The 12,315-nt window shown below is 25.7% G+C and carries 9 protein-coding genes; 8 read left to right on the top strand and 1 reads right to left on the bottom strand.

The window, feature by feature from the left end:
- Positions 1 to 118: 118 nt before the first annotated feature.
- The 8 genes from ribF (at position 119) to folA (ending at position 11,449) form a co-directional block, all read left to right on the top strand.
- Positions 119 to 1,054, top strand: coding sequence for a bifunctional riboflavin kinase/FAD synthetase (gene ribF, locus D9V61_RS00750; RefSeq protein ID WP_158339346.1), 936 nt, complete (start codon positions 119 to 121; stop codon positions 1,052 to 1,054).
- 24 nt (positions 1,055 to 1,078) lie between these two features.
- A complete protein-coding gene (gene ileS, locus D9V61_RS00745; protein ID WP_158339345.1) occupies positions 1,079 to 3,901 on the top strand; it encodes an isoleucine--tRNA ligase in 2,823 nt (940 codons plus the stop codon).
- Positions 3,901 to 4,377: a signal peptidase II gene (gene lspA / locus D9V61_RS00740; RefSeq protein ID WP_158339344.1), complete on the top strand. Its 477-nt coding sequence runs from the start codon at positions 3,901 to 3,903 to the stop codon at positions 4,375 to 4,377. The genes ileS and lspA overlap by 1 nt, the downstream gene beginning before the upstream one ends.
- Before the next feature lie 68 nt (positions 4,378 to 4,445).
- Positions 4,446 to 5,417: a 4-hydroxy-3-methylbut-2-enyl diphosphate reductase gene (gene ispH, locus D9V61_RS00735; protein ID WP_158339343.1), complete on the top strand. Its 972-nt coding sequence runs from the start codon at positions 4,446 to 4,448 to the stop codon at positions 5,415 to 5,417.
- Complete coding sequence (gene dapB, locus D9V61_RS00730; protein ID WP_158339342.1) at positions 5,410 to 6,219, top strand: 4-hydroxy-tetrahydrodipicolinate reductase; 810 nt, start codon at positions 5,410 to 5,412, stop codon at positions 6,217 to 6,219. Before ispH ends, dapB begins: the two co-directional genes overlap by 8 nt.
- Positions 6,220 to 6,477: 258 nt before the next feature.
- On the top strand, positions 6,478 to 7,626 hold the full coding sequence (carA, locus tag D9V61_RS00725; protein WP_410049991.1) for a glutamine-hydrolyzing carbamoyl-phosphate synthase small subunit: 1,149 nt from the start codon (positions 6,478 to 6,480) through the stop codon (positions 7,624 to 7,626).
- A 17-nt stretch (positions 7,627 to 7,643) separates the two neighbouring features.
- Positions 7,644 to 10,883: a carbamoyl-phosphate synthase large subunit gene (gene carB / locus D9V61_RS00720; RefSeq protein ID WP_158339340.1), complete on the top strand. Its 3,240-nt coding sequence runs from the start codon at positions 7,644 to 7,646 to the stop codon at positions 10,881 to 10,883.
- An 83-nt stretch (positions 10,884 to 10,966) separates the two neighbouring features.
- Positions 10,967 to 11,449, top strand: a complete 483-nt coding sequence (gene folA, locus D9V61_RS00715) for a type 3 dihydrofolate reductase (RefSeq protein ID WP_158339339.1) — start codon at positions 10,967 to 10,969, stop codon at positions 11,447 to 11,449.
- Between the two features lie 35 nt (positions 11,450 to 11,484).
- Here folA and apaH read toward each other — a convergent pair whose 3' ends face one another.
- On the bottom strand, positions 11,485 to 12,300 hold the full coding sequence (apaH, locus tag D9V61_RS00710; RefSeq protein ID WP_158339338.1) for a bis(5'-nucleosyl)-tetraphosphatase (symmetrical) ApaH: 816 nt from the start codon (positions 12,298 to 12,300) through the stop codon (positions 11,485 to 11,487).
- Between the last annotated feature and the right edge of the window lie 15 nt (positions 12,301 to 12,315).

The following is a 12,315-nucleotide window of genomic DNA, read 5'->3' as shown; positions in this document are numbered from 1 at the left end:
AATTATTAATTCAATTATAAATATTTTTTATTTAAAAAAAATATAAAAAAACTATAAAGTTTTAATGAAATTTTTATCTAATGTAAAATTTACTTCATTTAATAAGGTTAACCTAACAATGAAGATTATACGAGGAATTCATAATATTAAGGAAATAAATTCTGATTCAGTTATTACTATTGGAAACTTTGATGGAGTACACTTAGGTCATCAAGAATTATTTTTTAATACATATAAAATAGGAAAAAAATATAAATTATCAACTATAATTATTTTATTTGAACCACAACCACTAGAATTTTTAAAAAAAAATAACGCTCCTATTCGGATTACACAATTTCGCGAAAAAGTACAACGTATTGCTTCTTATAATTTGAATTATATTTTATGTATTAGATTTAATAAATCTTTTGAATGTCTAAGTGCAGAAGATTTTATCATAAATATATTGATAAATAAACTAAATGTAAAATTTATAGTGATAGGAGATGATTTTAGATTTGGATTTCAAAAAAATGGAAATATTAATCTTTTGAAAAAATTAGGAAATAAATATCAATTTAATGTTATAAAAGTTAGTTCCTTATATAAAAATAATATAAAAATTAGTAGCACTAATATTAGAAAAGCACTATCTGAAAATAATATCGAACTAGCTTCTCTTTTACTTGGTCGCAAATTCAGCATATCTGGAAAAGTCATTCATGGAAATGCAATAGGTAGAACAATAAATTATCCTACAGCTAATATACTTTTGAATAAGAATTTTCCATTAATTAATGGAGTATATGCAGTTAAAATAAGATATTGTTCAAACAAAAATGCTACAGGAATATCTAATATTGGTGTCAAACCTAGTTTCTGTAATACTGAAAAAAATAAATTACTTGAAGTTTACTTATTTAATATAGAAATAGATTTATATGGACAAGATATAGAAGTATTTATATATAAAAAAATACGTGATGAAAAAATATTTATTTCAAAAAAAGAATTAAAAAATCAAATTTTTAAAGATATTGTGACAGTTAAAAAATATTTTAAAATCTATTAAATATAAGAAATAAAAGAGGGAAAAATGGCTGATTATAAAAAAACTTTAAACTTACCTAAAACAAACTTTTCTATGCGAGGAAATCTTTCGCAAAAAGAACCAAAAATATTAAAAGATTGGTATAAAAATAATTTATATAAATTAATTAGAAAAAAAAATAAAGAAAAAAAAATATTCTTTCTTCATGATGGTCCCCCATATGCTAACGGAAACATTCATATTGGACACGCAGTAAATAAAATTTTAAAAGATATTATTATAAAATCTAAAAATATGTCAGGTTTTGATGCGCCTTATATTCCATCTTGGGACTGTCATGGATTACCAATTGAACAAAAAGTTGAAGAAAAAATTAAATCAGATCAGAAAAATATAACTACTTCAGAATTTCAAAAAAAATGTAGAGAATATGCACAAGATCAAGTAGAAAAGCAAAAAAAAGATTTTATTAGATTAGGAGTGATAGGTAATTGGGAACATTCTCATCTTACAATGAACTTTAAAAATGAAGCAAACATTATAAGAACTTTATCTAAAATTATTAAAAAAAAATATTTATATCAAGATTTTAAACCTATACATTGGTGTCTTAAATGTTCATCATCATTATCTGAAGCAGAAATTGAATACTCTAAAAAAAAATCAGATTCAATTATAGTTGGATTTAAATGTCAAAATACGTCAATTATAGAAAGATTATTTAATTTTCAAATTTTCAACGAAAAAGCAATATATCTACTTATTTGGACAACAACACCGTGGACTCTTCCATCTAGTAAAGCTATTTCGATACATCCAGATTTTCAATACCAATTAATAGAAACTGAAAAATATAATTTAATTATAGCAAAAGAATTAGTTAACAATGTATTAAATATATTAAAGATCAAAAAATGGACAGAAATAAATTCGATTGAAGGAAAATTACTAGAGAAAATAACATTTTTTCATCCATTTTTAAAAAATATTCATTTACCTATAATTTTAGGAAAACACGTAACTCTTGAATCAGGTACAGGAGCTGTTCATACATCACCAGATCATGGAATAGATGATTATATTATTAGTCAAAAATACAATATTAAAACAAGTAACTTAGTAGATTTTAAAGGCAATTATATTTCTAAGATACATCCCAAATTAGATCGTATAAATATTTTTGAAGCTAATTCAATTATTATAGAACTATTAATTGAAAATAACACATTATTTCATCATAAATATTTAATACATAGTTATCCACATTGTTGGAGACATAAAAGTCCAGTTATATATAGAGCTACTCCACAGTGGTTTATCAATATAAATAAAAATCAATTACGTTGCAAATTATTAACAGAAATAAAAAAAGTTCATTGGATACCTGAATGGGGCAAATTAAGAATTAGTGATCTAATGCAAAACAGACCTGATTGGTGCATTTCAAGACAAAGAAAATGGGGTGTGCCAATGTCAATTTTTATAAACAAGAAAACAGGAGAAATGCATCCTGATACTGTTTTTTTAATGGAAAAGATAGCAAAAAAAGTAGAATTAGAAGGAATACAAGTATGGTGGAATAGCGATATAAGGAAAATCCTAGGTAAAAAATATCAATTATATAAAAAAGTTTTAGATATATTAGATGTATGGTTTGAATCAGGAAATACACATACTTCAATAGAATATCATAATAAAAAGTATGCTAAAAAAAATGCAGATATGTATTTAGAAGGATCAGATCAACATAGAGGTTGGTTTATGTCTTCATTGATAATATCTACTTTAATTACTGAAAAAGCACCGTATTCTGAAGTGTTAACTCATGGATTTGTTGTAGATGGAAAAGGACAAAAAATGTCTAAGTCTATAGGTAATACTATTAGTCCCAACAAAATAGTTAATACATTAGGAGCTGATATTTTAAGGTTATGGGTTGCTTCTTCGAATTATACTAACGACATTTCGATTTCTAATGAAATATTAAAAAATTCATCAGATATATATAGAAGAATTAGAAATACAGCACGTTTTATATTAGCAAATATTAGTGATTTTGACCCTAAAAAAGATCTAGTATCTAAAGATAATATGGTTTTTTTAGATAAATGGGCTATCGGACAAAGTAAAATAGTTCAAGAAGAAATTATTGAGTTCTATAAAAATTATAATTTTCATGCAGTAGTACAACGTTTAATGTATTTTTGTTCTATAGAAATGGGCTCTTTTTACCTTGATATTATAAAAGATAGACAATATACATTAAAATATAATAGTCAAGAAAGACGCAGTTCTCAAACAGCTATGTATTATATAATTAATGCACTTGTAAGATGGATAGCACCAATATTATCTTTTACTGCTGACGAGATATGGAGCTATTTACCAGGAAAAAAATCTCAATATGTATTTCTGGAAGAGTGGTTTGACAAATTATTTTATTTAGATCAAGATAACTTATTTAATCATCAATTTTGGAATGAAATAATTACGATTAAAAACGAAATAAATAAATTTTTAGAAGAAGAAATAAAAAATAAAACTATTAATAATTCACTTGAAGCTTCTATTACTTTATACATTTTACCTGAATTATTCAATACGCTCAAAGTATTAGGAAAAGAGATAAAATTTATTTTTTTAACATCTGATATAAAAATAAAATTATATGATACAGCTCCTAAAAATATTAAAAAAAGCAAAAATATTCCTTATTTAAAAATTTCTTTAGAAAAAATTAAAGGGGAAAAATGTCCAAGATGTTGGCATTATTTTAATTTTTCTACACATGATATAAAAAATAGCAATATTTGTAATCGTTGTATTTTAAATACAATAGGAAAAGGTGAAAAACGCATATTCATATAATGAAAAATAAATATTTTAAAAAATCAAAAAACTGGATTTATATAATTATAATAATTTTTGTTCTTTTTCTAGACAGATTTAGTAAATATTGGATTATCAAAAATACTAAAATATATGAAATAAAAAAAATTTTTCCAATATTAAATATCTTTCATATACATAATTACGGTGCAGCATTTAGTTTTTTATCTGATCAAAAAGGATGGCAAATATGGTTTTTATTAATTATTAGCATTTTTACTATACTAGTAATAATAAGAATCATTATAAAATCAAGAAAAAAAGAAATAAAAAAAATAACTGCTTATTCTTTTATTCTTGGAGGTGCAATAGGAAATCTAATAGATCGAATGACTTATGGATGTGTGATAGATTTTATTGATGTACATATCGATGATTGGCATTTTGCTACATTTAATATAGCTGATTTTAGTATTTTCCTTGGAATTATAATACTTATACGAATAAATTATTAAATTTAAAAAATTAAATAGTTCATATAATATTCAATCAATATTAACATACATATTCTGGAGATAACCAAGTGAATATTATATTAACTAACCCACGAGGTTTTTGCGCAGGCGTTAAAAGAGCAATTTTAATAGTTAAAAATGCATTAAAAATTTATAAAAAAACAATTTATATTAAACATGAGCTAGTACATAACCAACATGTTATTAATGAATTTCGTCAACAAGGGGTTGTTTTTATTGAAGAAATTTCAGAAATTCCAGATTATTCAATAATTGTTTTTTCTGCACATGGTGTATCCAAAAAAGTTGTACAGGAATCTATAAAAAAAAAATTAATTATATTAAATGCCACTTGTCCATTAGTAGAAAAGGTACATATAGAAGTATCAAAATCCAGTAAAAAAGGAATAGAAACAATTCTTATTGGTCATAAAGGTCATCCTGAGGTAGAAGGTACAATAGGACAATATAATAATAAAAAGGGGAAAATATATCTTATTGAATCTATAGAAGACATAAATAATTTATCTGTCAAAAATGATCAAAAATTAAATTTTGTTACACAAACGACTTTATCTATTACAAATACAAAAAATATTATTACTACTTTAAAAAATAAATTTCCTAAAATTTCTGGTCCTAATAAAGAAGATATATGCTATGCCACAACTAATCGTCAAATGGCAGTGCGTAAATTATCTAAAATAGTTGATATAATACTTGTAATAGGATCAAAAAATTCTTCTAATTCTAATCGTCTTGTAGAACTAGGAAAAGAAACTGGTACAGTTACAAAACTTATTGACTCTTTTGTTGATATCAAAAAAAAATGGTTTAAAAATATCAATTATATTGGTATTACAGCTGGTGCCTCTGCACCAGAAATATTAGTCACAGAAGTAGTTCAATATTTACAAAAAATAGGTGCTAATAAACCAATAGAGATGATAGGTATTAGAGAAAAAAAGGTTTTTAAAATTCCTAAAAAAATATTAAAAATAAAAACAATATTAGATAATATGGATAAGAACAATGAATAAAAAAACTCGTATTGCAATTACTGGTCCTATGGGTCGTATGGGTCAAATGTTAATTAAAGAAATAAAAAAAAATGAATATGCATATTTAACAGCAGCATTAGTTCAAAAGAATAATCCACTAGTTGGAAAAGATATCGGTGAAATCCTTGGAATAGGCAAAATAAATGTTTCTATTAGCGATACATTAAATATAAAAAAAAATGATTTTGATGTTTTAATTGATTTTACTAAACCAAGTAGCACATTAGAGTATTTAGAATATTGTAATCAATACAAAAAAAATATTATTATTGGTACTACTGGATTTTCAAAAGAAGAAATTAATATTATTAAATCATACTCTCAAAAAATTGCTATAATTTTATCATCTAATTTTAGTATAGGAATTAACTTATTATTAAAATTAATTAAAAACACTACTAAAATTATAGGAGAAAATTCTGATATTGATATTATTGAATATCATCATCGTAATAAAATCGATGCTCCTTCAGGTACAGCTTTATCAATAGGAGAAAGTATATCAAAAATAATGAATTGGGATTTAAATAAAAGTTCTATATATCATAAAAAAGGAACAACTGGAATCAGAGAAAAAAATAAAATTGGATTTTCTATTGTACGTGCAGGTAATATTATTGGAAAACATACTGTTATGTTTTCTAGTTCTAGTGAAGAAATTAAAATTACTCATACTGCATTTAATAGAGAATCTTTTGCTAAAGGTGCTATACAATCAGCTTTATGGATTAATAAAAAAAATACGGGTCTATTTGATATACAAGATGTACTATTATTTTAATCATAAACAAGTATAAATTATCTTATTAAGATTATTTATTAAATTTAAATTCGATAATATATAATTATAATTAAATCTAAATATATAATTATAATTAAATCTATGAAATATTAATTTCAATATATTTTTTTTAAATAAATATAAATTTTTATCATGATAATAGACAAAAATATTAATTTTAGTTAAAATAAAACGCAATTAGTACAATAGTAATAAAAATTCACACATTAAAAAAGTGTCTTTTAAATGGAGGATGTTTTGAGCCAATTAGCAGTACTGGTTTTAGAAGATGGAACTAAATTTCATGGACGAGCTATTGGAGCTAAAGGAGTAACCGTAGGAGAAGTTGTTTTTAATACATCAATAACTGGTTACCAAGAAATAATTACTGATCCTTCTTATTCACATCAAATTGTGACATTAACACATCCCCATATTGGCAATGTTGGAACAAATTCTCATGATGAAGAATCATCTAAAATTTATTTAAAGGGTCTTATTATCCGTGATTTATCAATAATTTCAAGTAATTACCGCAATCAAAAAAATTTATCTTCTTATTTAAAAGAAAATAATATTGTTGCAATATCTGATATTGATACAAGAAAATTAACACGTATTTTACGTACAAAAGGTTCACAAAATGGATGTATTATAGAAGATAAAAAACAAAATTATACTATAGCGTATAAAAAAGCTAAAAAATTCTTCAGTTTACAAGGTTTAGATTTAGCAAAAGAAGTATCTACTAGATCTATTTATAATTGGAAACAAGGTAGTTTTACTTTTGATAAAAAAAATACTATTTCTATTAAAAAACAAAAATTTTTATTTCATGTTGTTGTATATGACTTTGGAGTTAAAAGAAATATACTGCGTATGCTTGTAGATAGAGGATGCTATTTAACTGTTGTTCCAGCTACAACTGATCCAAAAATAGCGTTAAATTTATACCCTGATGGAATCTTTTTATCTAATGGACCAGGAGATCCTAGACCATGTCATTATGCCATTCATGCTATTAAACATTTTTTAAAAACCAACATTCCTATTTTTGGAATATGCTTAGGACATCAGTTACTTGCCTTAGCAAGTGGAGCCAAAATTATAAAAATGAAATTTGGTCATCATGGAGCTAATCATCCTGTTAAAGATATTAAAAATAACCGAGTTATTATTACATCTCAAAATCATAGTTTTACTGTAGATACTAAAAATATGCCACAAAATATAGAAATCACACATAGTTCTCTTTTTGATGGCACATTACAAGGACTATCTTTAACTAATAAATTAGCTTTTAGTTTTCAAGGTCACCCGGAAGCAAGCCCTGGACCACATGACGCCTCATCTTTATTTGATCACTTCATTAAATTAATTATTCACCAAAAAAATAAAACTCAGTAATTAATTAGGGAAAAAAAATGCCTAAATCTACTGATATAAAATCAATTTTAATTCTTGGTGCAGGTCCAATAGTAATTGGACAAGCATGTGAATTCGACTATTCAGGCGCACAAGCTTGTAAAGCTTTAAAAGAAGAAGGATATAAAATAATTCTTGTAAATTCTAATCCTGCAACTATTATGACAGATCCTTGTATGGCTGATTCTACATATATTGAACCAATTCATTGGAAAATAGTAGAAAAAATTATTCAAAAAGAAAAACCAGATGCACTGCTTCCTACTATGGGAGGTCAAACAGCTTTAAACTGTGCTTTAAAATTAGATCAAAAAGGAGTTTTAAAGACACATGGTGTTAAAATAATAGGCGCAACAGTTAATGCAATAAAAAAAGCTGAAAATAGAAAATTATTTGAACATTCAATGAAAAAATTAAATTTAGAAACTGCAAAATGTGGTATTGCACATAATATTCAAGAAGCATTTTTAGTTCTAAATGATGTAGGTTTTCCCTGTATTATTCGTCCTTCTTTTACTATGGGCGGACATGGAGGAGGTATTGCTTATAACCATGAAGAATTTGAAAAAATATGCGAAAGAGGACTTAAATTATCTCCTAATACAGAACTTCTAATTGACGAATCACTTATTGGTTGGAAAGAGTATGAAATGGAAGTCGTACGAGATAGAAATGATAATTGTATCATCGTTTGTTCCATCGAAAATTTAGATCCTATGGGTATTCATACAGGTGATTCAATTACTGTAGCACCCGCACAAACTCTTACTGATAAAGAATATCAAGTTATGAGAAATGCATCTATGGCAATTTTACGAGAAATAGGTGTAGAAACAGGTGGTTCTAATGTGCAATTTGCAATTAATCCAAAAAATGGTCGAATGATTGTTATTGAAATGAATCCTAGAGTTTCTCGTTCTTCTGCTCTAGCATCAAAAGCTACAGGATTTCCTATTGCAAAAATTGCAGCTAAATTAGCTATTGGATATACACTAGACGAACTTACAAATGACATAACAGGAATGAATACTACTGCATCATTTGAACCATCAATAGATTATATAGTAACTAAAATTCCTAGATTTAATTTTGAAAAATTTCCGGGATGTGATGATAGACTAACTACACAAATGAAATCTGTTGGAGAAGTAATGGCAATTGGTCGTACTTTCCAAGAATCTATACAAAAAGCTATTCGTGGTTTAGAATTAGGTGTCAGTGGTTTTGATTCTAAAATATCTCATCTTGATCCAGAATATTTAATTAAAATTAGACGTGAATTAAAAGATGCTGGTTCTGAACGTATTTGGTATATAGGTGATGCATTTCGATCTGGTATGTCTGTAAATGATGTATTTAATTTAACATCAATTGATCCATGGTTTCTTGTTCAAATTGAAGAAATTATTCAATTAGAGAACAAAATTATAAAAAACGGATTTCTTGGATTAAAATATGATTTCTTTTATTTAATTAAAAGAAAAGGTTTTTCTGATCAACGCATTGCAATATTAACTCAGAAAAATGAAAGTCAAATAAGAGAACTACGTTATAAGCTAAATTTACATCCTGTTTATAAAAGAATTGATACATGTTCAGCTGAATTTTCAACTGAAACAGCATATATGTATTCAACATGGGAAGATGAATGCGAATCGTATCCAAATAAAAATAACAAAAAAATTATTATATTAGGTGGTGGCCCTAATAGAATAGGACAAGGTATAGAGTTTGATTATTGCTGCGTACATGCTGCTCAAGCTTTACGAGAAGACGGTTTTGAAGCAATTATGATTAACTGTAATCCAGAAACCGTATCTACTGATTATGATATTTCAGATAGACTATACTTTGAACCAATTACATTAGAAAACGTTTTAGAAATAGTTAGAATAGAAAAACCTAGAGGTATTATTATTCAATATGGAGGACAAACTCCATTAAAATTAGCACGTGAATTTGAAAAAGAAGGTGTTCCTATAATAGGTACAAGTCCGGATTCTATTGATAAAGCAGAAGATCGCGATCGTTTTCAAAAAATTGTTACTAAATTAAAATTACAACAGCCTTTAAATGCAACTGTCTTAACTTTAGATGAAGCTTATAAACAAGCTGAAATAATTGGCTATCCAATAATGGTACGACCATCTTATGTTTTAGGTGGTAGAGCAATGGAAATTGTTTATGAACAATACGGTTTAAAAAATTATTTTAAAACAGTATTGAAAGAAAATAATACTACTCCTATTTTATTAGATCAATATTTAAATTATGCAACAGAAGTAGATGTAGATGCTGTCTGTGATGGAAAAACAGTTTTAATTGGAGGCATCATGGAACATATCGAACAAGCTGGAGTTCATTCCGGTGATTCTGCATGCTCATTACCAGTTTATACTTTAACTAATAAAGTACAAAATGAAATTAGAAAACAAGTAACAAAATTAGCTTTTGAATTATCTGTAAAAGGGTTAATGAATGTACAATTTGCTATCAAAAGAAATATAATCTATATTATTGAAGTAAATCCAAGAGCAGCACGAACAGTTCCATTTATTTCAAAAGCAACAGGTCTTGCATTAGCAAAAATTTCTGCTCGAGTAATGTATGGAAAAACATTATTAGAACAAGGTTTTATTAAAGAAATAATTCCGCCATATTTCTCAGTAAAAGAAGCCGTTCTTCCATTTGACAAATTTCAAGGTGTTGATCCTATACTAGGTCCAGAAATGCGTTCTACAGGAGAAGTAATGGGAATGGGAAAAAATTTTTCAGAAGCTTTTTCTAAAGCTATGTTAGGTGCTCATACAAATATGAAAAAATCAGGTCGTATTCTTCTTTCAGTAAGAGATGATGATAAAAATAATATTGTAAATTTAGCTGTTAAGTTGAAAAAAATAGGATTTAAAATAGATGCAACTAAGGGCACGTCTATAGCTTTAAGAAAATCTGGAATTTCATCTAGACTAGTAAATAAAGTACATGAAGGACGTCCTCATATACAAGATCGTTTAAAAAATGGAGAATATTCTTATATTGTTAATACTACATCTTCTCATCAAGGGATAAAAGATTCAAAATTAATATGTCGTAGTGCTCTTCAATATAAAGTACACTATGATACAACAGTTAATGGAGCTTTTGCAACTGTTATGGCGTTAAATGAAAACCCAATAAAAAATATTAAGTCTCTACAAGAGATGCATAAAAAAATAAAATTATTTTACAAGAAAAAATAATTCACTTACACTATAATTTAGTAAATATTTATAAATATGTTGTGAAACATATTTATAATTAATATAAAGGTTATATTTTTTACATGAATATAAGTTTGATTGCAGCTATATCTAATAACTTAGTTATTGGAAACAAGAATAAAATTCCTTGGCATGTTCCAGAAGATTTAAAATGGTTTAAAAAACGAACTATCAATAAAAACATAATTATGGGCCGTTTAACTTGGGAATCTATTAAAAAACCTTTACCAATGCGTACAAATATAGTAATTAGTAGTAATGAAATTAAAGAAGAAGGTGTAATTTGGGTGAACTCAATATCTAATGCAATTATTTCTGCACAGTATAATAAAGAAATTATGGTTATTGGAGGAGCTAAAATATATAAAAAAATGTTATTTTATGCTAATAAATTATATTTGACTCACATAGATACTGATATTATTGGTGATTCTTATTTTCCTCAATATAAATTATATTCATCTTGGAAGGTATTATTTCAAAAAAAAAATATTAAAAATAAATTAAACCAATACAATTATACTTTTGAAATTTTGTCAAGATAAAATAAAAATTTTCTAACATAAATAGTTTATATAAACTATTTTAATAAAAAAGGCTGTGAAAACCACTTTTTGTCTTCCCATCTTAACATAATTAATTCTTCTCCCCAACAACAACCACCATCTAATGAGAAAAAAGGTTCAGGTATATAAGTGCCTTTTAAAGAAGACCAGTGTCCAAAAAAAATAGAATAAACTTTTGGAATCTTAGATGGCATTAAAAACCATGGTCGTAAAGGATATTTGACAAAATTAGGAGATTGTTTATGAAACATATTTAATCGACAATCAGGATAACAATATCTCATTCTTGTAAAAGAATTTATAGCATATCGTAATCTATCTAATTGATTCAATTTTAATTCCCAAAAATTTATATTATTATCATACATCTCTTTTAGAAATAAAGAATAATTTTCATGAGATAAAAAATCCTCAATTTCTAATGCACAAATTTTCGCTGTATCAATATCCCATTGTGGACTAATTCCAGCATGTGACATAATAATTTTACGTTTTTCATCAACTTTTAAAAGAGATTGACAACGAAGCCAATTTATCAATTCAAATCTATCTGATGAAGAAAGAAATTCATTAAAATAATTTTCTTTTTTATTTTCTTTTATACCAGAATATACTGCAATTAAATTTATATCATGATTGCCTAGTACTATTTTTACTCTATTTTTTAATGAATAAAGATATCTTACAACATTAAGAGAATCAGGACCTCTAGATACTAAATCACCTGCAATCCATAAATAATCTTTTTTATCATCAAAATCTGATTTTTCTAAAAGCATTCTAAATTCTTTATAACAACCGTGTATATCACTTAAAAAATAAGTACTCATGTATTATATTGCCTT

Source organism: Buchnera aphidicola (Acyrthosiphon lactucae) (assembly GCF_005083565.1).
GTDB classification, from domain to species: domain Bacteria; phylum Pseudomonadota; class Gammaproteobacteria; order Enterobacterales; family Enterobacteriaceae; genus Buchnera; species Buchnera aphidicola_AH.
Note: the sequence above shows the minus strand (reverse complement) of the source record. Positions and strands in the feature narration are given on the sequence as shown.

Excerpts from the sequence above, each read along its gene's own strand:
- ribF (WP_158339346.1), top strand. The coding sequence starts at position 119 with ATGAAGATTATACGAGGAATTCATAATATTAAGGAAATAAATTCTGAT.
- ileS (WP_158339345.1), top strand. The coding sequence starts at position 1,079 with ATGGCTGATTATAAAAAAACTTTAAACTTACCTAAAACAAACTTTTCT.
- lspA (WP_158339344.1), top strand. The coding sequence starts at position 3,901 with ATGAAAAATAAATATTTTAAAAAATCAAAAAACTGGATTTATATAATT.
- dapB (WP_158339342.1), top strand. The coding sequence starts at position 5,410 with ATGAATAAAAAAACTCGTATTGCAATTACTGGTCCTATGGGTCGTATG.
- carB (WP_158339340.1), top strand. The coding sequence starts at position 7,644 with ATGCCTAAATCTACTGATATAAAATCAATTTTAATTCTTGGTGCAGGT.
- folA (WP_158339339.1), top strand. The coding sequence starts at position 10,967 with ATGAATATAAGTTTGATTGCAGCTATATCTAATAACTTAGTTATTGGA.
- apaH (WP_158339338.1), bottom strand. The coding sequence starts at position 12,300 with ATGAGTACTTATTTTTTAAGTGATATACACGGTTGTTATAAAGAATTT.